The organism is Thermococcus sp. MV11, assembly GCF_012027285.1.
In the GTDB taxonomy this organism is placed as follows: Archaea; Methanobacteriota_B; Thermococci; order Thermococcales; family Thermococcaceae; genus Thermococcus; species Thermococcus cleftensis.
Window position 1 is genome coordinate 17,971 of the sequence record NZ_SNUD01000001.1, and the last position, 18,797, is coordinate 36,767.

Here is an 18,797-nt window from a genome sequence, read left to right on the forward strand (position 1 = left end):
AAGGGGAGTCTTCCTAACGGTCTCACTGGCCTTTCTGATCCTCTCCAACCGCTTCGTTAACTCGGTAGAATTCAGGGGCTGGTTGTTTTGATATTGTGATTATTAAGGAAAAGTGGCAATGACCATCTCAATCCTCTCCCCCTCCCTCACTCCAAGGGCAACGCCTTCCCCCAAAACCTCTACCGAGCCGTTCTCCCAGGGCTTTCTCCTGCCCACCACTTCTCCCCCTCCGGGGAGTTCAACGATGACGGCGTTTCCTTCGAGCTCCCCGCCGACGAGAAGGCAGTCTTTGGTGGCGAACATCGAAGTGGCGGTTCCCTCCCCGAGCGTGATGTCCCTCTTCCCTACCCGAACCCAGAAGTTCTCGCCGCGGTAGCCCGCGAGGACGAGCTTTTCACACCACAAACCGGCAGTCAGCGCTATCCCCTCCGCAAGGGCTTTCTCTCCGAGAAACTCTCCGCTGGAGCCAAAATCGAAGACCCTGACCTCCCAGCGCCCGGTTTTCACGCTCCCGATGAGCTTGAAGCCGTTCTCAGATGGAAGAAGTGCCGTGAATACTACGTCTTCCCAGGGCCCAAAGTCCCTCAGCAGGAGGAGTTCACCTTCGAGTGAGAGCCTTCCGAGGAAGAAGCCCTTGTCGCCGGGCCTTCCCGTCTCGCCGGCGATGAAGAGACCTTCTTCTGTCGGAAAAACCGAATAGACCGCCCCGTTCTCCCTCACATCAATCTTCCGCTCCCAGAGGACGTTCAGGCTTTCGTCGAGCCTCGCGACGTAGGCCTTCCAGCCCTCGCCGCCGTCCGGTGTTGCGACGCCTTCGACGGCCCCGCCGATGATGTAGCCGCTGTCCAGTTCCGCTGCGCTGTGGCCCTCCCAGTCGTGTTCTCCAGCCAGAAAGCGGGTTTCAATGATTTCCTCCCCTACGACCCTCGCCAGCATTATCCTGTAGTTCCTCCCGTCGTGGACGCTTCCAACTATCAGGTCGTCCGCTAGAGCTGCCGGAACCGTCTCAACGCCGAAGGAGTAGGTTCTCATGGCTCACCCTCCAACGGCCATCGTTGTTACCACTCAAAAAAGTTTTTAAGGCTTATCCATGACGATGAATTCAGGTGAAGCCAGTGAGGGAAGGCCTCTACGCCGCTGTCGTCTTGTTGGCGATAGCGGTATTCTTTGCCCCCACCATCATTATCGGGCCGGTTTACCTGGCGCTCGTCCTCCTGTACCTTATTGTCCTGTATGCCTGCGAAAAATTTGCACCGCAATGGGTTCAGGAGGCAGTTTCGGTGGTTTTCGTTCTAACCTCTGCCCACCTCCTGATGGAGAGGCTGGAGAGGTGGGACGTGAGGCTTTTCCTCCTCGTTGCCGTTCTTGCCACCGCATCTGCCCTCAGGAGGCTGAAAAATGAAGGTCGCCCTAATCCCGATGCGCGTTGAGGTTGGAAACTTCAAAGCCAACTGGAACGAGTTCAAAAAGCGCTTCAATGAGGCTTTGGAGTACGAGCCAGACTTCGTGGTCTTCCCCGAGTACTGCCTCACCGGCTTTGAGGAGTGGGACTTCAGGGGGGCAAAGCTGTACGATGAGATAGTCGGGCGGGTGAGTGAACTGGCCAGAGAGAACGGCGTTTACGTTGTCTTCGGCCTCCTTGAGCCCTACAAGAACTGCGTCTACAACTCCGCCCTGCTGATCGGTCGAAACGGCGAGGTGCTCCTCAAGCATCGCAAGTTCCAGGAGCCAATGAAGTTCTGCACCGGCAACACTGTGAGAACAACCAAAACCGAGTTCGGAAAGGTGACGATAATAATCTGCGGCGACCTCTACAACAAGAGGATAGCGAAGTGGATTAGACGGAAAAGGCCCGACTACCTCTTCGTGCCGATGGAGTACTCGCCGGAATATGGAGAAATGACATCAGAAGATGTCGAGGCGATGTCTGAGCGCGTTAAGCTCCTTGGCGTCAGGACCTTTGTTGTGAACAGCTTTCCGCCGGGCGGTGCGTGGGCCTTCAATGAGAACGGGACGCTCCTGGCCTCTTCACGGGGAGAACGGTTGCTTGTGGTCGGGTGAAAATTGAAAGAGAACGGCCAGTCACGGTCCCTTGCCCATTCCCTGGCCCGTCTCCATCGGGCTGTTGATTATTGCCTCGAACTCGTCCTTCGGCAGGACCTGCGGCTCATAGCTCACTCCCCTGCTCTCCAGCTGGCCGACGAACGAGCGAAGGTGGTTTCTACTTCCCATCATGAGGTTCTCGTAGACCGTGATGATGTCTATCTTGTTTGTCTTTGATATCCACTCCTGGAGATCCTTTATGTCGGTCTCCTCTATGAGAGCGCCGACCTTAAGGGCATCAATTTCGCTCTTCATGCCCATCTCGATGAGCTGGTCGTAGAGGGCCTGGAGCTCCTCGTTCTGGAACTCACCGATACCCTCATCTGCCGTTGGATCTGTTAGATTGTACTTTTTGAGGAGCATTCTCACGGATTCCACGTGGGTGGTCTCGCTCTTGGCGATGTTGTTGAATATCGGAAGCCCCCACTTCTCGTAGAGCTTGGTGTAAACGTCGTGGGCGAGCTTCTCCTCCTCGACCATATAGAGGAGACCCTCTTTTTCTGCGTCAGTAAGAGGTTCCGCCGGAAGCGAGTCTATATACTCCTGAAGATCCTGAGTGTTCAGGTCCCCGTTGGTGTCGCCCACGAGCGGAACGGTGTTGGTGGGCGAGGGACTCGTCTCGGTCGGTGTCTGGGTGCTGCTTATGCACCCTGCTACTGTGATGCTCAGCAGGAGCACTGTTAAGACGACAAGATAACGCCTTCCTCTCATGGTGGGTCCCCACGCAATAATCTTACCGAAGGTTCATAAATACCTTTTGGTTCATCGGCCCATTTGAAATGGGTATTCCGTCAAAAGATTTATCTGTAAGTCCCCGGAATGTTCAGAGGTGGTAGTATGTGGAGCTCTGCCAGGTTCATCGATGAGGGCGTTGCCTTCTCAAGGATGCCGACGGTGGGTGAAATCGATCGGGTTGCGGAGACGTTCGACGCGGTAGTTGTCCTCGTCGAGGAGTTCGAGCTTCCTTATTCCATCGAGGAATGGAAGAAAAGGGGCGTTGAAGTTCTCCACAGCCCGATACCCGATTTCACAGCGCCGACGTTGAGCCAGCTCCTTGAAATTTTGGGGTGGATTGAAGGAAAACGGATGCAAGGCAAGAGGGTTCTCATCCACTGCCTCGGTGGCCTCGGAAGGAGCGGAACGGTGGCTGTGGCGTGGCTGATGTACTCCAAGGGACTCCCGCTGGGGGAGGCCCTCGCGAGGGTCAGGAGTATAAGGCCCGGGGCCGTGGAAACCCCTGAACAGATGAAGATTTTAAAAGAACTGGAAAGCTTCCTCAGAAGCCGTTGAAGCTCACTACCTCCTCGAGCTTTCTTCTCTCGTACTTCGGCTTCGGGTCGGCGGGGTAGCCAACGGGCAGTATTGTCTGGAGCTTGTATTCCGTAGGAGCCTTTAGAAGCTCCTCTACCGGTTTTGGGTTCGGTGGCGTGTAGGTTACTGTCCCAAGGCCTAACTCTTCCAGGGCCAGGAGAAGGTAGCCGACGGCTATCCACGTTGACTGGAGCCAGTAGGGGGCTTTTGTGTGCCCGAAGACAAGTATCAGGTAGGGGGCCTCGCTGAGGAAGGGCTTCTCCGGCTTGAAGCCCTTCGCGCTGAGCCACGCCATCAAATCTCCCTTAGTTCTGGAGTAGAACTTCCTCTCTTCCTCCTCGCAGAGTTCCCTTACCTTCCCCTTCAGCCAGGGGTCGTCTATCACCACGAACTTCCAGGGCTGGGCGTTCATTCCGCTCGGCGCTTCCTTGGCCACCTTGATGGCCGTCATTATGTCCTCCATTGGAGGCCCATCCGGGAGGAACCTCCTCACCGTCTTCCTCCGCCTGGCGAGCTCAAGGGTCCTCATGGCCACCAGCTCCATCAAACTCCATGAAGTCCTCCAAATCCCATGCGAACCATCCCTCTCTCCTCAGCCGTTCTTTTCCCATAACCTCTTTCGCGACGAGCCCGTAATCCTTTCCCCACCCTTCAAGGCCCATCAATCCTGCCTTGCGCTCCAGGTCCTTCAAAATTCCTCGGGCCTCCCTCCCGCCAAGTTCCTTCCACTTCACCTCCACGAGGAGGGCCCTTTTTTCCCGCTCGTCGAGGGCAACGATGTCTATTTCCTCGTTTTTATGCCACCACCTTCCAAGCCTGCTGGGCCTCAGCGGGAGCTTTCCCTCCCTTCCCAGCCTGACGAGGAACTCCCTGGAAACCTCCTCGAAGACTGAACCTAGGTATGTGCTGTATCCCTTCAGAAACTCCTCCCAGAAGTCGAGGCTCTCAAGCTCTATCTCGTCCCTGTACCGCTCAACGAACCTGAAGTAGAAGGCGAGGTATCTGTCAGATATTCTGTACCTTGTGTGCTTGGTCTTCGGTGGGGCGGTAACCGGAGTTTCCCTCCTTACAAAGCCGAGTCTTTCGAGGACTTCCAGGTACTTGAAGAGGTTCGAGCGGGGGATTCCTGTGTAGGTGCTTATCTCATTGAAACGGGTTTTGCCCTCGGCGATTGCCTTCAGGATGAGCTTGTACGTCCGCGGTTCCCTCAGCTCGCTTGAGAGCAGGAAATCCGCCTCGGCGTATAGGAATCCGTGCTTGCTGAAGGCGACCCGTTTGACGTCCTCAAAGTGGCTGAAGAGGAGGAGATACGCCGGAACCCCGCCGGTCACTCCGTAAATCTTCACGGCTTCTTCAACGCCAACACCGAGCAGCTTCCAGGAGCTGAAGAAGTCGAGGGGGCCGAGCTTTATCTGGCCGTCTCTCCTGCCGTAGAGCGGGCTCTTCTGGCCCAGCACGTGCTCCTCCATCATACCAACGCTCGAACCGACGAGTATGAGATAAATCCCGGAGTTCCTGACGATTTCATCGACTATGTACTGAAACTCGCTCAAAACCCTTTTGTCTGACTGGATGAGATATGGAAACTCGTCTATGACAACCACAACCTTCCCCTTCTCCGCGATGTACCTGAAAGCCTCCTCGAAGCTCGAGAACGACGATTCGTTCAGGAAGGGGGAGGGGTGCACCTTGAGAACCTCCCTCGTGAACCCCCTCAGGTTGTCCTGGTAGGTGCTGTTTCTGGCGAGGTAATAAACCGACGGTTTGTCCCTCATGAACTCCCCGACCAGGCGGGTCTTTCCCACGCGCCTCCTCCCGTAGATGGGAAGGAATGCGTTCTCCTCCTCCCAGAGTCTTTCCATGAACTCTATCTCGGACTCCCGGTCAACAAAAGTTATTGCCATAGTATGATACTCGACTTATAACTTTTTAAGCATTGCGTTCACACGTAGAACACCATACCGTCGTAGGCGACGAGAACCCTGTTTCCCCACCTTTTTCTAACGTACTCGGACAGCTCAAGGAAGGGCAAGTTCTTGTGGGAGATGTGGCTCAGGACCGTCCTCTCGGCGAGCCTAAGTCCAATCTCTGCGGCTTCATCAACGTTGTTGTGGTAAGGATCCTCAATTCCCGGCGGGTAGGTTGCATCGACGATGGCGAGCCTGAGGGGGGCCTTCTCCTTCAGGAACTCCTCCGTCTCTTCGGGGAGGCCCTTGGTGTCGTAGAGGATTGCGATGGCCTTCCCGTCCTCCTCGATGAGGTAGCCGAGGGTTTCGACTTGGTGGTTGAGCCTCAGGGCCGTTATTCTCAGCGTGTCCAGCTCGATGACGTCGCCCGCTCTCACCACCCTCGGCTGGAGGTTCTTGGGCTCGCGGAGGATCAGGGCGTCGGCGTGCCCCTCCGGGGCGTAGAGCGGGGTTTCAAGTGCCATCCAGCGGAGCTTGTAGAGGCCGTAGATGTGGTCGTGGTGCCAGTGAGTGAGAAAAATCGCCTCGAGCGGGACGTTGAGGTAATCCCTTATGTCCGTACCCACGTCGAAGAGAACCGCTTTCCCCTTTTCGGTGATCACGGCAAGGGTCGAGGGCTTCCTCTGGGCGAAGCCGAACCTCCTCGCCTCGGTGCAGGTGGGACAGGTGCAGAGGTGGGCGGGAATCCCCTCGCTGCCGCCGGTGCCTATGAAGTAGACTATCAAACCCACCACATATTTCACGACTGTGAAATAAGGCCCTTATAAGGGTTGCCTCCAACTTCAGCATATGAGGTTCATCGCCGACATGATGCTCGGCCGGCTCGCGAGGTGGCTCCGGCTTTACGGCCACGACACCCTCTACGGGGTGGAGGACGATGACGAGATAATCCAGGTTGCCCTCCAAGAAGGCCGGATAATCCTCACGCGCGACTCCTGTTTAGCCGGGAGAGCCAAAAAGCTCGGCGCAGAGGTAATCCTCCTCTCCTCGAACTCACTCGGGGGACAAGTTCGAGAGCTCAAGGGGCTCGGCATTGACTTCCCAGAGCTTTTCCCGGCCAGCGCGCGGTGTCCTAAGTGCAACGGGCCCATAAAGCGCGTTTCGAAGGAAAAAATCAGGGGGAGAGTTCCGGAGGTGGTGTATTGGAAGTACGACGAGTTTTACGTTTGCACCAAATGTGGCCAAATCTACTGGCCCGGGAGGCAGTGGGGGGAGATGGTAAAAATGGACAGGAGGCTGAGGGATTGAAATGAGATGGGAGGACTGGAAGCCGTTCTACGAGCGAATCGTGAGGGAGATGGGCTACTCGGTCGAGGAGGACAGGAAGGCGGCGGAGCTTTTGAGGGCGCTCCTGCTGGAGGGCGACGAGTACATTCTGCGGGAGGAGCTCGCGGCTGTGGTTGGGAGGAAAGCCTACGTCTTCGGCGCCGGCCCGAGCCTTGAGCTGGCCTTGAAGGAGTTCGACTTCTCGGACGGAACGCTAATAACTGCCGACGGAGCGACAACGGCACTCCTCGATGCCGGGCTACTGCCCGATGTTATCGTTACCGATCTCGACGGCAGGATACCCGACATAAAGCTCGCAAACGATAAGGGCGCTTTTTTGGTCGTCCACGCCCACGGCGACAACGTGGAGAAGATGGGCGTTTACGTGCCCATGTTCTCGCGCATACTCGGCACGTGCCAGACCGAGCCCCTCGACATCGTTTACAACTTCGGCGGCTTCACCGACGGCGACAGGGCCGCTTTTCTGGCCGAGGAGCTGGGCGCAAGGGAGATAGTTCTGGTGGGCTTCGACTTCGGCGATACCGTTGGGAGGTGGAGCAAGCCGGGTCTCAGGGAGCACGCGCGGGTGTGGGAGAGCAAGAGGAAGAAGTTCGAGTTCGCCAAGGAACTGCTGGAATGGCTGGAAAAGAATGGAAGGGCGAAGGTTGAGTACCTCAGACCAGGTCCCTGAGCTTCTTGACCTTTCCGGCCTTTATCTCGACGTAGCCCTGTCTCTTGAGGAAGCGAAGCACCTCCTCCAGGGCCTTTGGGGAGTAGTTGATGACCAGGGTTCCCTTCTCGGTTGGAATGGCTATCGGTGAGGCCCTCACGAAGCCCTTCACGAGCTCCTCCAGCTCCACCCTCTCGTCTCCTATGGCCTTCAGAACCTCCCCCGCCAGTATGGCCCTTCCGATGAGGGCGAAGTAGACCTTCAGCAGCAGCTCCTCCGGGAAGTATCTCGCCGCCACCTTCCCGAGGGCGTTTATCTTGCCTATGTCCAGCTCCAGTATCTCGAACTCGTACTCCATCGTGAGGTCGGCGAAGGCGAACTGCTTCGCTATTCTCTCGGCGCTTTCCGGGCTGTGGACGAGGTTGAAGGGGAACTTGAACTCGAAGCGGAGCTTTGTAACGTCCACCCCATCGCGGAGTCTTATCATGCCGTCCTCGTAGTCTATCGCCCCGTTCCTCGTGAGCTGGTCGAGGAGTTCAGCCACCCAGGGGCCCTCCTGCAGGAGAGCCTCGAACCTCTCCCCGACCTTGATGTGCTCCAGTATGTGGTTCAGGCTCTCACGGAAGGACGTGAAGCCCTCGAGGAGCGCCTCCCTGTCGGCGCCCTCCATGACATCTATCTGCGACCTTATCTCCTCCAGCGTTCCCTCGAGCATGTAACCCACGAAGCTCTCGTAGCCCAGTCTCTCGTTGAGCTCGAACCTTATCCCTTCCCTCTTCAGATCCTCGAGAAACGACCTCTTGACGGCCTCGTTCTTGGTCACGAACCTCATTCTATCACCGAACCGGAAACGGTTAAAAGCCTTATAGGCTTTTGGTCTCTGGAGGTGAGTGCATGGGCGAGAAGCAGTACCTCCTTGACAGGACCCTCGAGGCCTGGAAGGGGAAGAGGGTGGCCTTGGCCGTGAGCAACGATCACTCCTTCACGGGAATACTCAAGGACTTCGACGAGGAGGTCATACTCCTGAGCGACGTCGTGGACATAGCCGGGAACAGGGCGAAGGAGCTGATAATCAAGATAGACGACCTCAACTGGATAATGCTCCTCTGAGGTGGGAGCATGAAGGCTGTCGCCTTCGTTGGCTTCAAGAAGAGCGGGAAAACCACAACGGTTGAGGCGGTTGCGAGGGTTCTGAAGGAGCGCGGCTACCGCGTTGCCATAGCGAAGAGCATGCACGCCGACTTCGACAGGGAAGGGAGCGACACCTGGCGCTTCTCAAGGGTCGCCGATGCCGTTCTGGTTAGAGCTCACGATACCGATGCAGTTCTCTTCAAGGCCAAGGACATCAACGCGCTCTTCTCGATGGTCTCGGCGGACTTCCTCCTCCTGGAGGGCTTCAAGTCGGTCCAGCACGTGCCCAAGGTGATATGCGCGAGGAACGAGGAGGAGGTGAGGGAGCTCAACGGCGGCCTGGCGATAGCGGTGAGCGGGATAATAGCTTCAACCGGCGTTGAGGAGATAGACGGGTTGCCCGTTATAGACGCGACTAAAGAGCCAGAAAAGCTCGCCGATCTGGTGGAGAAGAGGGCCTTCATGCTTCCTAACATAGACTGCGGCCTCTGCGGCTTCCGCTGTGCGGAGATGGCGAAGATGATTGTTAGGGGTGAGAAAACCCTGAAGGACTGCGTTGTGCTCAGCTCGAAGCCGAAGGTCACGGTGAAGATAGACGGTCAGGTTCTCCCGATGAAGGACTGGGTTCAGGAGCTCGTCGAGAAGACGATTAAGGGCATGCTCTCGGCTATGAAGGGCTACCGCGAGGGCAGGAAGATAGAGATAGTGATAAGGGAGGATTGAGTTAGACAAGTTTAACTTCCACCTCCCGGATTTTGTCTCCCTCCAGCACATAAGCCCCGTAGTTTCCCCTGTCGTCCACTATCAGCCAGACCACCGGCCAGAGGTTCATTCCCTTCAGATCGTGGCCGCTAGGTCTCGGTGGACACTTCAAGTGGGAGTGAAAGATGCCAACAACCTGCAGACCTCTCGCCTCGGCATCATCGATGGCCCTCACCATCTCCAGTGGCTCCATCTCGAAGGCATTGGGTGAGTCCAGCCGATTGGTGATAAAGCTGACAATCTCGACACTCGCGTTCTCTCCTTCCCGCTTCCCGAAGAGGAAGCCGCATATCTCAACCTCGCTCTTTTCTGCCGTTTTGATAATCAAACTTAAATCCCCTTGTCGAATCATCAGCCGCATACCTAAATTTGGCCCGTTAGATTTATAAGTTTTGAACAAGTGACAATGGGCTGTCGGTGATAGGATGAAGTGGGCCCTCACGCTTCACGGTGGTGACCACCACGGAACCACCATAGTCTTCGAGGCTGAAACCGCCGACGAGGCAAGAAGACTTGCCGTTCAGGAAATGAGGCGGAAGGACGCGAGGGTCTTCGAGCTGGAGAAGCTTGAGTGATTCTCTTCCCCAATTATTCTTACCGGTGCCCTCCGCGGTGAAGCGACACTTGTGATCATTGGGATAATGTTGTACATTAATGCATATTTTGGTTCGTACTGTTGTGTACTTTGCTGTTGAAATCAGTGCAACAATGTTTTTAAATCTCTCGAACTCTTCTATCACTCGCAGTGATATATTGGGGTGATGGTATGCTCGTGAGGATCGTCTACTACATGAACAACACCCTTCCCAAGGAGAAGATAGTCGTCACCAACGACATAAAGAAGGCTGAGAGGATAGCGAGGGAGGAAATGGAGAAGCTCCGCGCGAGGGGCTACGAGCTCGAGTGGATCGCTTAGCTCTCCCCCTCGATCTCTATGACCTTGACGTTTATGGGGAGCTCCCTCAGCTCGTTGGCTATCCTCTCGGCCGCCCTGCTGGAGCGGGCGAGCATGACGAAGGCGACGTCACCCTTGTAGCGGGCCTCGGTGAAGCTTATAACGTCGCCCCTCGCTATGCCGTGTCCGATGACCTTTCTAACCTCGTCCTCGTACTTCGGCACTAGCTTCTCAGGAATGCTGAGCAGCACGCCGTATATCATTCCCATCACCTCCCCGTTCCATTCCGATCAGCAAGAGCAGCAGGCCGAGCCAGGTGAGGGCGAAGTAGACCGTCAGGCTGAGGAGGTGGAGCGGGACGGCCGCGAGCATCAGAACGCCCCCGATCCGGGCCGTTCTCCCGAGGCCTCTCGATACGAGGTAGATGTGGTAGACCGCCAGCGTCTGGAGGGCCGTGAAGGTCAGGTAGACCCCCCACCAGGCCACCGGCGAGACCTTCAGCGGCGTTATCCCGAGGGTCTCGCTCCAGCCGGATATTCCAAGGGCCACCTTTGCGACGTATAGGGGTATTGACAGGCCGATGGCCACCGCGGCCCTGCCCAGTTCTTCCCTGAACCCTGGCCACTCCCTCCTCAGCAGGAGGAGAGGTACGATGGACAGCGGGTAGAGGTACATCATCAGGACGACCGTGAGAAGGATCAGAAGGGGCTTTCTCATGGAACCACCTTAAGGGTTTGGAAGAAGGGGGATATAAGGTTGCCCCCCCGTTCTCCGCTCACCCGCGGGCCTGCTTGAACTGCTCCTGGACCCTCCTGTAGTACTCCATGGTCTCCTCGCTCACGCTCGGACCGATCTTCTTCATGGCCTCCTCGAAATCCTTCATCGTGACCTTGACCTTGGCCCTTATCTCGTCCGCCCTCATGCCGGGCCTTATAATGCCCTCCTGGAGCGCCCTGCGCATGGCGAGCATCGCGGCCTCCCTTACCACTGCCTCGATGTCGGCTCCCGTGTAGCCCTCGGTCCTCTTCGCCAGCTCCTCGAGCTTGACGTCCTCGGCGAGCGGCACGTTCCTGGTGTGGACCTTGAATATCTCCAGCCTGGCCTTCTCGTCCGGCGCTGGAACGAGTATGAGCCTGTCGAACCTTCCGGGCCTGAGCAGGGCTGGGTCGATGATGTCCGGCCTGTTGGTCGCGCCTATGACGACGACGCCACTGTTCTCCTGGATTCCGTCCATCTCGGTGAGCAGCTGGTTGATGAGCCTGTCGGTGACGCGGTTGACGTCGGTTCCTCTGCGTGGCGCTATCGCGTCGATCTCGTCGATGAATATCACCGTCGGAGCCGCCTGCCGGGCCTTCCTGAATATCTCCCTGATGTTCTTCTCGCTCTCGCCGACCCACTTGCTCAGCACCTCTGGGCCCTTGATGGCGATGAAGTTGGCCTCGCTCTCGTTGGCAACTGCCTTCGCGAGGAGGGTCTTACCGGTTCCGGGCGGGCCGTAGAGGAGTATTCCCTTCGGCGGGGTTATGCCGAGCCCCATGAAGGCCTCGGGGTACTTGAGCGGCCACTCGACGGCTTCACGAAGCTCCTCCTTGACGTCCTCCAGGCCGCCTATGTCCTCCCAGCGGACGTTCGGAACCTCGAGGAGCACCTCTCTCAGCGCCGACGGCTCGACCATCTTGAGGGCCTCGTAGAAGTCCTTCCTCGTGACCTTGAGATCCTCAAGGACCTCCTTGGGTATGTGCTCGGCCTCGAAGTCAATCTTGCCCTCCTTGATGAGCCTCCTGAGCGCTGCCATCGCCGCTTCCCTCGCCAGCGCCGCGAGGTCGGCACCGACGAAGCCGTGGGTCACTTCCGCCAGCTCCTCGAGGAGGGCATCGATGAGCCTGGCCTTGACCTCGTCGTAGAGCCTCCCGTCTATGCCCCTGAGTATCTCGGGAATCTCCTCCTCCTTGGCGTCCTTGACCTTCATGAGTGCCCTCTCGGCGCTCTCGCGGTAGGCGTCGTTCCTCTCAAGCTCCTCGAGTATCTCGATGACCCTGCCCTTCCTGAACTCCGGCTCGATGGGCATTCCCCTCGTGTGTATCTGGAGTATCTCCTTCCTGCCCTGCTTGTCCGGGACACCAACTTCGAGCTCGCGGTCGAACCTTCCTGGCCTCCTGAGGGCCGGGTCGATGGCGTCGGGCCTGTTGGTGGCGCCTATGACTATGACCTTGCCCCTGCTCTTCAGGCCGTCCATGAGCGTGAGCAGCTGGCTCACAACCCTCTTCTCGACCTCACCGTGGGTTTCTTCCCTCTTCGGAGCAATCGCGTCTATCTCATCGATGAAGATTATCGCCGGCGCGTTCTCCTCGGCCTCCTTGAAGACCTCCCTCAGGCGCTCCTCGCTCTCACCGTAGTACTTGCTCATTATCTCCGGACCGTTGATGGCTATGAAGTGGGCGTTGGCCTCGTTTGCCACAGCTTTGGCGAGGAGCGTCTTACCCGTTCCAGGCGGGCCGTACAGGAGAACTCCCTTCGGCGGCTCAATGCCGAGCTTTTCGAATATCTCTGGGTGCTTGAGCGGGAGCTCTATCATCTCCCTGACCTTCTGAATGACGTCGCTCAGTCCACCGATGTCCTCGTAGGTGACGCCGAGGGCTGCGGTCTTTGACACCTCCTTGACGGGCTTCTCGCTCACCTGGAACTCGGTGAACTCGGTTATCTGGACTATCCCTGCCGGAGTCGTTGCGGTGACCACGAAGGTCAGCTCCTGGCCGAGGATTCCGACCTTGATGTAGTCTCCCCTGACGACGGGCCTTCCGACGAGCCTGCTGTGGAACCACTCGACGAAGTCGTGCCCGAAGCGGATCGGCTCGGTCGGGGCGACTATGACCTTCTTCGCCTCCTTGACGTCGGCCCTCCTGACGGTCACCTCGTCACCGAGGCCAACGCCGGCGTTCTTCCTTATGGTTCCGTCCATTCTGATTATGCCGAGTCCTTCGTCCTCGGGGTAGGCCGGCCACACCACCGCGGCCGTGTTCTTGGTTCCGATGATCTCGATTATGTCACCGCTCTGGACGCCTATTTCGCGCATCGCCTTGCGGTCTATCCTAACTATTCCCCTCCCAACGTCCCTCTGGTAAGCAGAGGCGACCTTGAGCTTGACTTCCCTCTTCTCGGTCATCATTCACCACCTCCAAACTTTTCGTGACCGATGATCGTGAGATTCAACGTTCTTATTTTACCCGCTTGTGCGGGCAGCAGCGCGGGTTTGATGACAGGGAGGACGGAAGGTAGTCCCCCTCAAAAACGAAAGGGTCGTTACTCGATCTTCACCTCGAAGCCCTCTCCCTCGGTCTTCTTCGGAGCCTTCTTGGGCAGCTCTATCTCGAGGACCCCGTTGTTGTAGCGGGCCTTGGTCTTCTCTGGAATAACTTCCTCCGGGAGCCTGATGACCCTTCTGTAACCGCTGTAGTAGCGTTCGATCCTTATCGCGCCCTCCTCCTCGAGCTCCTTCTCGCGCTTCACCTGGGCCTCGAGGTAAACCGTGTCCTCGGTGACGCGGAGCTTAATGTCCTCCTTCCTGACTCCCGGGAGCTCGACGGTTATGACGAACCTGTCACCGCGGTCGAAGATGTCCACGAAGGGCTCGCGCCAGGTCTCGCTGACGGCTATGCTCTCGCCGGGCTCGCGGTAGCCCCAGAGCCTCGGCCCGCGCATGACGTCCCTGAATATGGCGTCGATCTCCTCCTGGATCTCCCTCATCAGGTCGAAGGGGTCCCAGTAGCGGTCCCTCCTCCAGACCATGCTCTCACCCCCCAACCCTTTTGGTTACCAGTAGTAACTAAAAGCTGACCCTTTATAAACTTTTCGATTTTAGTCCCCGGTCGTTACTAAATCCTCAGTCCCGTGTTGGGCTCTATGGACTCGGCGGTATAACCGAGTCCCCTCAGTATCCTCGCGAATTCCCGGGCGAAGCCGTAGACCGTGAAGATCCTTTCCGGGTTTACCTTCTCCACAATCCTCATCAGCTCCCAGAAGTCGGCGTGGTTGCTGAGCTTCAATCTTCCAAAGCCTGAAACCGTCAGTTCCCAGGGAGATAGGGAGTTCTTCACGCGCGGAGAGCGGTAGGAACGGAGAACGACCTCGCCATCGGGATCGATGTTTCCAAAGGTTACCCCGAACTTCGAGTAAACGCGCGCCACCTTGAGAATCTCCCGTGAGGTCTTGACGGTGTAACCGTGTGCCTCCAGTATCTTCATGACCTCCTGAGCCTTTCCCGTCTGGTTCACGTAGAGAACCGGCCTTTTTCCCCTGTCGAGGGCCTCCTCCACGAAAGCTATCAGCTTCTTCTCCACCTCCCTCGGAGCTGGAAAGGTGAAGCTCGGGACGCCGAAGGTGGCCTCTATGACCAGGAAGTCCGCCCTCGGAAACCTGCTCCTTTCTGCCGTCCTGAGCTTGAACCACTTGGTGTCACCTGTGTAGAAGAGCGTCCCGTTTTCCAGCCAGAGCTTTATTCCTGCCGAGCCGAGCATATGACCCGCTGGATAGAGCTTCGCCTTTAAGTCGCTGAGGTAAAAGGTTTTCCCGAACTCGATTTCCCTGTAAAAGCCGCCCTTCCGGAGGTGACTGAGGAATTTGGTCGCCTTGGTAGCGAAAATGGCCTCCCCGCTGACGAAGTGGTCGGTGTGGGCGTGGCTCTGAAAGGCGAAGCGCGCGGAGCTGTCGAGGCCTACGTTGCCTATTATCATCACATTGAATAAGGGTTAGTCGGCCTTATTTATCTTCGCCCGGCCTCGTTGGACTGATGGACAATTTATCCAAAATCAAGGCCGGCCTTGAGTTATGTAAAAGCTTTTTATAGGCCGGCGCCCAAATAGGGGCAGGTGGTAGGCATGACCTTCGATAAGGAGAAGCTCGCGAAGATTAGGGAGGAGGAGAAGCGCTGGGAGGAAACGACCGTTAAAAAGTTCATCGAGAAGAGGCCCGAAAGAAAGGAGAAGTTCATGACAGACGACGGTTTTGAGATAAAGCGCGTTTACACTCCCGCCGACCTCGGGGAAGACTGGGACTACCTTGAAAAGCTCGGCTTCCCCGGAGAGTACCCGTTCACCCGCGGAGTTTATGCAACCATGTACCGCGGAAGGTTCTGGACGATGAGGCAGTACGCCGGCTTCGGAACCGCTGAAGAGAGCAACAGGCGCTACAAGTACCTCCTCAGCCAGGGCCAGACCGGGCTTAGCGTCGCCTTCGACCTGCCCACCCAGATAGGCTACGACTCCGACCACCCGATGAGCGAGGGTGAGGTCGGAAAGGTCGGCGTCGCCATTGACTCCCTCTGGGACATGCGCATACTCTTCGATGGAATCCCGCTCGACAAGGTCTCAACGAGCATGACCATCAACTCGACCGCCGCCAACCTGCTCGCCATGTACATCCTGGTTGCGGAGGAGCAGGGGGTCCAACCCCACCAGCTCCGCGGAACGGTTCAGAACGACATCCTGAAGGAGTACATAGCTAGAGGAACCTACATCTTCCCGCCGCAGCCGAGCATGCGCCTCACGACCGATATCATAATGTACTGCGCCGAGAACGTCCCCAAGTGGAACCCGATAAGCATAAGCGGCTACCACATCCGCGAGGCAGGCGCGAACGCCGTCCAGGAGGTCGCTTTCACCCTTGCCGACGGTATCGAGTACGTTAAGGCAGTCATAGACAGGGGCATGGACGTGGACAAGTTCGCCGGAAGGCTGAGCTTCTTCTTCAACGCCCACAACAACTTCCTTGAGGAGATAGCCAAGTTTAGGGCCGCGAGGAGGCTATGGGCCTACATAATGAAGGAGTGGTTCAACGCCAAGAACCCGCGCTCGATGCTCCTGCGCTTCCACACCCAGACGGCCGGCTCAACGCTCACCGCCCAGCAGCCGGAGAACAACATAGTGAGAGTTGCCATTCAGGCCCTCGCGGCGGTTCTCGGCGGGACGCAGAGCCTTCACACCAACTCCTACGACGAGGCCCTTTCCCTTCCAACCGAGAAGAGCGTTAGGATAGCCCTCAGAACCCAGCAGATAATCGCCTACGAGAGCGGCGTCGTTGATACGATAGACCCGCTCGGCGGTTCCTACTACATCGAGTGGCTCACCGACCACATCTACGAAGAAGCTTTGAAGTATATCGAGAAGATCCAGAAGATGGGCGGCATGATGAGGGCCATCGAGCGCGGCTACATTCAGAAGGAGATAGCGGAGTCAGCCTACAAGTACCAGAAGGAGGTCGAGGAGAAGAAGCGCATCATCGTCGGTGTGAACGAGTTCATCGTCGACGAGCCGCTCGACGTCGAGATACTCAAGGTCGACCCGAGCATCAGGGAGAAGCAGATCGAGAGGCTCAAGAAGCTGAGGAGCGAGCGCGACAGCAAGAAGGTCGAGGAGGCCCTCGACAGGCTCAGAAAGGCCGCCGAGAGCGAGGACGAGAACCTCATGCCCTACATCATCGAGGCCCACAGGCACCTCGCGACCCTTGGAGAGGTCACCGACGTCCTGCGCGAGGTCTGGGGCGAGTACAGGGCGCCGCTGATATTCTGATCCCGCCCTTTCCATTTCTACCCCCATTCTCCCAGAAACCCTGAAACCCCACGAAAAAGCTTAAAAAAGGATAGCCAAAGCATCAACAGGCATCATGATAATCCCCGGAGGTGTAGTTATGGCGAGAAACAAGCCGCTTGCGAAGAAACTCAGGCTTGCAAAGGCCGCCAAGCAGAACAGGCGCATTCCGGTCTGGGTCATAGTCAAGACCAACAGGAAGGTCATGACCCACCCCAAGAGGAGAATGTGGAGAAGGACCAAGCTCAAGGAGTGAGGTGAGTTGAGATGATCAAGCCCGGAGAGGAGGTCATATTCGTCGTTCCCATCAAGAAGATAAAGAAGCGCGTTCCGCGCTGGAAGAGGGCCCCGAGAGCAGCTAAGTTCGTCCGCGAGTGGATAGCCAGGCACGCCAAGGCCGACGAAGTCATCATCGGCACCGACGTCAACGAGAAGCTCTGGGAACGCGGAGCGGAAAAGCCGCCCAACAAGCTCCGCGTCAAGGTCATTGTGGAAGAGGAAGAGGGCAAGAGGATAGCCAAGGTCTCCCTCGCCTGATCCCTTTTAATTTAACGAGGTGACGAGATGCACATAGAAAGACTCGATTTTGAGAACTCTCCGTACCTTGGCGTTTACGGTACCGCCACCGACAGGTTAGCCCTGATCAGGGAGGGCCTCGGCGAGAAGAAGCTCGGGGTTCTCAGGGAGGTTCTCAAGGTTCCGCTCATTGAAACGAGCATAATGAAGTCCCGCATAGTCGGCATATTCGCGGCCGGAAACTCCAGTGCCATAGTCGTCCCCTGGTACGTCTGGGACGCCGAGCTGGAGCACATCAACGGTCAGCTTAAGGAGTACGGAATAGACACCGAGATAGTCCCGTTCCAGAGCACGCTGACGGCCTTCGGCAACTTGATCCTCGCCAACGACAGGGCCGCGCTGGTGAGCGCGAAGTTCACGCGAGAGGAGGCTAGGAAGCTCGAGGACATACTCGGCGTCGAGGTCGAGAGGGGTATGATAGGGGACTACCACGCCGTCGGGAGCGTTGGAGTGGTGACCAACAGGGGCGGGCTGGTTCACCCCGAGGCAACCGACGAGGAGCTGGAATGGCTCCGCGACCTGTTCAAGGTTGACATCTACGTCGGAACCGCCAACATGGGCGTTCCCTTCGTTGGCTCCTGCATGCTCGCCAACTCTCACGGTGTCGTCGTTGGGCACCTGACCACCGGTCCGGAGATAGTGAAGATTGAGGAAGCCCTGGGCTTCCTTGACTGATGATGGAGGTGTGAGCTATGGAGGTTAAGGTCTTTCGCGTTAAGGGCGTTTTCGAGAGGAACGGGAAGAAGGAGAGGTTCACCAGGGAGTACCGCGGCCTCAAGGCCGAGGACGTGCTCGAGATACTCTACTCCGAGATAGGCAGCAAGCACCGCGTCCCGAGAACCAAGATATGGGTTGAGAGCGTCGAGGAGATAAAGCCCGAAGAGGCCGAGAACCCGATAGTCAGGAAGCTCAGCCTCGAGCTCTAATTTCCTTTTCCTTCCACCCCATAACCCTCGACTGGTAATGCCTCCTCGGGAAGATCTTGAGAGGGTCAAGTCCCCTCTCCCGAAGAAGATAGCGAAGCTCTACCTCGTAGTCTGCTTTTTCCAGCTCCTCGCTCTCCCGAATTTCAACGATGAAAAGCCTCTCCGTCAGCTCGCGGATAGTTTTGTAACCCAGGCCGAGGAGGGGCCTTACGTAGGCGACGTTGAAGCGGTCTTCAAGAGATCTCGTCTTCGGCAGGTCGAGGAGTGGAACCCTGTCGTCCCTTCGCGTTCCGTCGCTGACCCTTTCGACCTCCGGGAGAGAAGCGAGCGCTTCTAATGCCCTCTCGTGAAGGAACTGTATGGCATTGTTCGGGTGACCGTCTCTAATGGCCATCTCGGCTGCCTTTTCCAGAATTTCCCTGGGCAGGTAGAGGACATCGTGCTCGAAGCCGAGCTTCTCGGCGGTTTCCCCGGCGAAACGCCAGTTGTCGAGGAGGCCAAAGCTGACCGTTACGAGCTTCACCTCGTAGCCGAGCCTGGTTAGAATCCACGCGGCTAAACTTGAGTCCTTTCCGCCCGAGTAGAGATGGTGAACGAGCATGGCCTCAC

At 57.3% G+C, this 18,797-nt stretch carries 27 protein-coding genes; 14 read left to right on the plus strand and 13 right to left on the minus strand.

Annotation, left to right across the window (positions count from 1 at the left end):
* Nucleotides 1–102: 102 nt before the first annotated feature.
* Entirely contained in the window at nucleotides 103–1,032 is a 930-nt protein-coding gene (locus tag E3E27_RS00125) for a hypothetical protein (protein WP_167773034.1), read from the minus strand.
* Between the two features lie 74 nt (nucleotides 1,033–1,106).
* Here E3E27_RS00125 and E3E27_RS00130 point away from each other — a divergent pair, with 74 nt between their 5' ends.
* Both E3E27_RS00130 and E3E27_RS00135 read left to right on the plus strand, forming a co-directional pair.
* Complete coding sequence (locus E3E27_RS00130; RefSeq protein ID WP_371731538.1) at nucleotides 1,107–1,430, plus strand: hypothetical protein; 324 nt, start codon at nucleotides 1,107–1,109, stop codon at nucleotides 1,428–1,430.
* Nucleotides 1,399–2,061, plus strand: coding sequence for a carbon-nitrogen hydrolase family protein (locus tag E3E27_RS00135; protein ID WP_167773035.1), 663 nt, complete (start codon nucleotides 1,399–1,401; stop codon nucleotides 2,059–2,061). The genes E3E27_RS00130 and E3E27_RS00135 overlap by 32 nt, the downstream gene beginning before the upstream one ends.
* 21 nt (nucleotides 2,062–2,082) lie before the next feature.
* Here E3E27_RS00135 and E3E27_RS00140 read toward each other — a convergent pair whose 3' ends face one another.
* Nucleotides 2,083–2,814 carry a DUF2202 domain-containing protein gene (locus tag E3E27_RS00140; protein WP_014789383.1) on the minus strand — a complete coding sequence of 244 codons (732 nt, stop codon included), beginning with the start codon at nucleotides 2,812–2,814 and terminating at the stop codon, nucleotides 2,083–2,085.
* A gap of 126 nt (nucleotides 2,815–2,940) precedes the next feature.
* On the opposite strand from E3E27_RS00140, the gene E3E27_RS00145 reads away from it, so the two are divergent.
* The gene (locus E3E27_RS00145) at nucleotides 2,941–3,393 is read left to right on the plus strand and encodes a dual specificity protein phosphatase family protein (RefSeq protein ID WP_167773036.1); all 453 of its coding nucleotides are present in this window, start codon (nucleotides 2,941–2,943) and stop codon (nucleotides 3,391–3,393) included.
* Here the strand turns inward: E3E27_RS00145 and E3E27_RS00150 are convergent.
* From E3E27_RS00150 to E3E27_RS00160, 3 genes are read right to left on the minus strand one after another with little or no spacing between them, the layout of a single operon-like run.
* Nucleotides 3,380–3,943, minus strand: coding sequence for a nitroreductase family protein (locus E3E27_RS00150; protein ID WP_167773037.1), 564 nt, complete (start codon nucleotides 3,941–3,943; stop codon nucleotides 3,380–3,382). The genes E3E27_RS00145 and E3E27_RS00150 overlap by 14 nt on opposite strands.
* A complete protein-coding gene (locus E3E27_RS00155; RefSeq protein WP_167773038.1) occupies nucleotides 3,930–5,318 on the minus strand; it encodes an ATP-binding protein in 1,389 nt (462 codons plus the stop codon). The genes E3E27_RS00150 and E3E27_RS00155 overlap by 14 nt, the downstream gene beginning before the upstream one ends.
* Nucleotides 5,319–5,356: 38 nt before the next feature.
* Nucleotides 5,357–6,106 carry an MBL fold metallo-hydrolase gene (locus E3E27_RS00160; protein WP_167773635.1) on the minus strand — a complete coding sequence of 250 codons (750 nt, stop codon included), beginning with the start codon at nucleotides 6,104–6,106 and terminating at the stop codon, nucleotides 5,357–5,359.
* Between the two features lie 64 nt (nucleotides 6,107–6,170).
* Between E3E27_RS00160 and E3E27_RS00165 the strand changes: the two genes are divergently transcribed.
* Together E3E27_RS00165 and E3E27_RS00170 are read left to right on the plus strand one after the other, a co-directional pair.
* Nucleotides 6,171–6,629 (plus strand): Mut7-C RNAse domain-containing protein, encoded by a 459-nt coding sequence (locus tag E3E27_RS00165; RefSeq protein ID WP_167773039.1) that lies wholly within the window; start codon nucleotides 6,171–6,173, stop codon nucleotides 6,627–6,629.
* A 1-nt stretch (nucleotide 6,630) separates the two neighbouring features.
* Nucleotides 6,631–7,338, plus strand: coding sequence for a 6-hydroxymethylpterin diphosphokinase MptE-like protein (locus E3E27_RS00170; RefSeq protein ID WP_167773040.1), 708 nt, complete (start codon nucleotides 6,631–6,633; stop codon nucleotides 7,336–7,338).
* Here E3E27_RS00170 and E3E27_RS00175 read toward each other — a convergent pair.
* Nucleotides 7,322–8,149, minus strand: a complete 828-nt coding sequence (locus E3E27_RS00175; RefSeq protein WP_167773041.1) for a hypothetical protein — start codon at nucleotides 8,147–8,149, stop codon at nucleotides 7,322–7,324. The two genes, E3E27_RS00170 and E3E27_RS00175, sit on opposite strands and share 17 nt — an antisense overlap.
* 62 nt (nucleotides 8,150–8,211) lie before the next feature.
* On the opposite strand from E3E27_RS00175, the gene E3E27_RS00180 reads away from it, so the two are divergent.
* Both E3E27_RS00180 and mobB read left to right on the plus strand, forming a co-directional pair.
* Entirely contained in the window at nucleotides 8,212–8,427 is a 216-nt protein-coding gene (locus tag E3E27_RS00180) for an LSm family protein (protein WP_014789391.1), read from the plus strand.
* Nucleotides 8,428–8,436: 9 nt separating this feature from the next.
* Entirely contained in the window at nucleotides 8,437–9,171 is a 735-nt protein-coding gene (mobB, locus tag E3E27_RS00185; RefSeq protein WP_167773042.1) for a molybdopterin-guanine dinucleotide biosynthesis protein B, read from the plus strand.
* Nucleotide 9,172: 1 nt separating this feature from the next.
* Here mobB and E3E27_RS00190 read toward each other — a convergent pair whose 3' ends face one another.
* Nucleotides 9,173–9,571, minus strand: a complete 399-nt coding sequence (locus E3E27_RS00190; protein ID WP_048152442.1) for a M67 family metallopeptidase — start codon at nucleotides 9,569–9,571, stop codon at nucleotides 9,173–9,175.
* 64 nt (nucleotides 9,572–9,635) lie between these two features.
* On the opposite strand from E3E27_RS00190, the gene E3E27_RS00195 reads away from it, so the two are divergent.
* Entirely contained in the window at nucleotides 9,636–9,785 is a 150-nt protein-coding gene (locus E3E27_RS00195) for a hypothetical protein (RefSeq protein WP_014789394.1), read from the plus strand.
* Nucleotides 9,786–9,976: 191 nt separating this feature from the next.
* Nucleotides 9,977–10,126, plus strand: coding sequence for a hypothetical protein (locus E3E27_RS00200; protein ID WP_167773043.1), 150 nt, complete (start codon nucleotides 9,977–9,979; stop codon nucleotides 10,124–10,126).
* Here E3E27_RS00200 and E3E27_RS00205 read toward each other — a convergent pair.
* The 5 genes from E3E27_RS00205 to E3E27_RS00225 form a co-directional block, all read right to left on the minus strand.
* Entirely contained in the window at nucleotides 10,123–10,368 is a 246-nt protein-coding gene (locus E3E27_RS00205) for a hypothetical protein (protein ID WP_167773044.1), read from the minus strand. The genes E3E27_RS00200 and E3E27_RS00205 overlap by 4 nt on opposite strands.
* Complete coding sequence (locus tag E3E27_RS00210) at nucleotides 10,337–10,822, minus strand: transposase (RefSeq protein WP_167773045.1); 486 nt, start codon at nucleotides 10,820–10,822, stop codon at nucleotides 10,337–10,339. The genes E3E27_RS00205 and E3E27_RS00210 overlap by 32 nt, the downstream gene beginning before the upstream one ends.
* 58 nt (nucleotides 10,823–10,880) lie before the next feature.
* Entirely contained in the window at nucleotides 10,881–13,268 is a 2,388-nt protein-coding gene (locus E3E27_RS00215; RefSeq protein ID WP_167773046.1) for a CDC48 family AAA ATPase, read from the minus strand.
* 137 nt (nucleotides 13,269–13,405) lie between these two features.
* Nucleotides 13,406–13,891, minus strand: a complete 486-nt coding sequence (locus E3E27_RS00220; RefSeq protein ID WP_014789398.1) for an Hsp20/alpha crystallin family protein — start codon at nucleotides 13,889–13,891, stop codon at nucleotides 13,406–13,408.
* A gap of 86 nt (nucleotides 13,892–13,977) precedes the next feature.
* Nucleotides 13,978–14,835, minus strand: coding sequence for an MBL fold metallo-hydrolase (locus tag E3E27_RS00225; protein ID WP_167773047.1), 858 nt, complete (start codon nucleotides 14,833–14,835; stop codon nucleotides 13,978–13,980).
* 144 nt (nucleotides 14,836–14,979) lie between these two features.
* Here E3E27_RS00225 and E3E27_RS00230 point away from each other — a divergent pair, with 144 nt between their 5' ends.
* The 5 genes from E3E27_RS00230 to rpl18a all read left to right on the plus strand — a co-directional run bounded on the left by E3E27_RS00230 (nucleotide 14,980) and on the right by rpl18a (nucleotide 18,188).
* Nucleotides 14,980–16,668, plus strand: a complete 1,689-nt coding sequence (locus tag E3E27_RS00230) for a methylmalonyl-CoA mutase (protein ID WP_167773636.1) — start codon at nucleotides 14,980–14,982, stop codon at nucleotides 16,666–16,668.
* A gap of 118 nt (nucleotides 16,669–16,786) precedes the next feature.
* Nucleotides 16,787–16,942 carry a 50S ribosomal protein L39e gene (locus E3E27_RS00235; RefSeq protein WP_014013574.1) on the plus strand — a complete coding sequence of 52 codons (156 nt, stop codon included), beginning with the start codon at nucleotides 16,787–16,789 and terminating at the stop codon, nucleotides 16,940–16,942.
* Nucleotides 16,943–16,953: 11 nt separating this feature from the next.
* Entirely contained in the window at nucleotides 16,954–17,223 is a 270-nt protein-coding gene (locus E3E27_RS00240) for a 50S ribosomal protein L31e (protein ID WP_014789401.1), read from the plus strand.
* Between the two features lie 27 nt (nucleotides 17,224–17,250).
* Entirely contained in the window at nucleotides 17,251–17,937 is a 687-nt protein-coding gene (locus E3E27_RS00245; protein WP_167773048.1) for a translation initiation factor IF-6, read from the plus strand.
* Nucleotides 17,938–17,954: 17 nt separating this feature from the next.
* The gene (gene rpl18a, locus E3E27_RS00250; RefSeq protein WP_014789403.1) at nucleotides 17,955–18,188 is read left to right on the plus strand and encodes a 50S ribosomal protein L18Ae; all 234 of its coding nucleotides are present in this window, start codon (nucleotides 17,955–17,957) and stop codon (nucleotides 18,186–18,188) included.
* Here rpl18a and E3E27_RS00255 read toward each other — a convergent pair.
* Nucleotides 18,172–18,789 carry a hypothetical protein gene (locus E3E27_RS00255; RefSeq protein ID WP_167773049.1) on the minus strand — a complete coding sequence of 206 codons (618 nt, stop codon included), beginning with the start codon at nucleotides 18,787–18,789 and terminating at the stop codon, nucleotides 18,172–18,174. The genes rpl18a and E3E27_RS00255 overlap by 17 nt on opposite strands.
* Nucleotides 18,790–18,797 lie beyond the last annotated feature (8 nt).

Coding starts and splice junctions, on each gene's coding strand:
- E3E27_RS00195 (WP_014789394.1), top strand. CDS start 9,636: ATGAAGTGGGCCCTCACGCTTCACGGTGGTGACCACCACGGAACCACC.
- E3E27_RS00165 (WP_167773039.1), top strand. CDS start 6,171: ATGAGGTTCATCGCCGACATGATGCTCGGCCGGCTCGCGAGGTGGCTC.
- E3E27_RS00145 (WP_167773036.1), top strand. CDS start 2,941: ATGTGGAGCTCTGCCAGGTTCATCGATGAGGGCGTTGCCTTCTCAAGG.
- E3E27_RS00170 (WP_167773040.1), top strand. CDS start 6,631: ATGAGATGGGAGGACTGGAAGCCGTTCTACGAGCGAATCGTGAGGGAG.
- E3E27_RS00235 (WP_014013574.1), top strand. CDS start 16,787: ATGGCGAGAAACAAGCCGCTTGCGAAGAAACTCAGGCTTGCAAAGGCC.
- E3E27_RS00180 (WP_014789391.1), top strand. CDS start 8,212: ATGGGCGAGAAGCAGTACCTCCTTGACAGGACCCTCGAGGCCTGGAAG.
- E3E27_RS00220 (WP_014789398.1), bottom strand. CDS start 13,891: ATGGTCTGGAGGAGGGACCGCTACTGGGACCCCTTCGACCTGATGAGG.
- E3E27_RS00175 (WP_167773041.1), bottom strand. CDS start 8,149: ATGAGGTTCGTGACCAAGAACGAGGCCGTCAAGAGGTCGTTTCTCGAG.
- E3E27_RS00140 (WP_014789383.1), bottom strand. CDS start 2,814: ATGAGAGGAAGGCGTTATCTTGTCGTCTTAACAGTGCTCCTGCTGAGC.
- E3E27_RS00200 (WP_167773043.1), top strand. CDS start 9,977: ATGCTCGTGAGGATCGTCTACTACATGAACAACACCCTTCCCAAGGAG.
- E3E27_RS00205 (WP_167773044.1), bottom strand. CDS start 10,368: ATGATATACGGCGTGCTGCTCAGCATTCCTGAGAAGCTAGTGCCGAAG.
- E3E27_RS00155 (WP_167773038.1), bottom strand. CDS start 5,318: ATGGCAATAACTTTTGTTGACCGGGAGTCCGAGATAGAGTTCATGGAA.
- E3E27_RS00255 (WP_167773049.1), bottom strand. CDS start 18,789: ATGCTCGTTCACCATCTCTACTCGGGCGGAAAGGACTCAAGTTTAGCC.
- mobB (WP_167773042.1), top strand. CDS start 8,437: ATGAAGGCTGTCGCCTTCGTTGGCTTCAAGAAGAGCGGGAAAACCACA.
- E3E27_RS00150 (WP_167773037.1), bottom strand. CDS start 3,943: ATGAGGACCCTTGAGCTCGCCAGGCGGAGGAAGACGGTGAGGAGGTTC.
- E3E27_RS00225 (WP_167773047.1), bottom strand. CDS start 14,835: ATGATAATAGGCAACGTAGGCCTCGACAGCTCCGCGCGCTTCGCCTTT.
- E3E27_RS00135 (WP_167773035.1), top strand. CDS start 1,399: ATGAAGGTCGCCCTAATCCCGATGCGCGTTGAGGTTGGAAACTTCAAA.
- E3E27_RS00190 (WP_048152442.1), bottom strand. CDS start 9,571: ATGCGGCTGATGATTCGACAAGGGGATTTAAGTTTGATTATCAAAACG.
- E3E27_RS00230 (WP_167773636.1), top strand. CDS start 14,980: ATGACCTTCGATAAGGAGAAGCTCGCGAAGATTAGGGAGGAGGAGAAG.
- E3E27_RS00210 (WP_167773045.1), bottom strand. CDS start 10,822: ATGAGAAAGCCCCTTCTGATCCTTCTCACGGTCGTCCTGATGATGTAC.
- rpl18a (WP_014789403.1), top strand. CDS start 17,955: ATGGAGGTTAAGGTCTTTCGCGTTAAGGGCGTTTTCGAGAGGAACGGG.
- E3E27_RS00125 (WP_167773034.1), bottom strand. CDS start 1,032: ATGAGAACCTACTCCTTCGGCGTTGAGACGGTTCCGGCAGCTCTAGCG.
- E3E27_RS00240 (WP_014789401.1), top strand. CDS start 16,954: ATGATCAAGCCCGGAGAGGAGGTCATATTCGTCGTTCCCATCAAGAAG.
- E3E27_RS00215 (WP_167773046.1), bottom strand. CDS start 13,268: ATGACCGAGAAGAGGGAAGTCAAGCTCAAGGTCGCCTCTGCTTACCAG.
- E3E27_RS00245 (WP_167773048.1), top strand. CDS start 17,251: ATGCACATAGAAAGACTCGATTTTGAGAACTCTCCGTACCTTGGCGTT.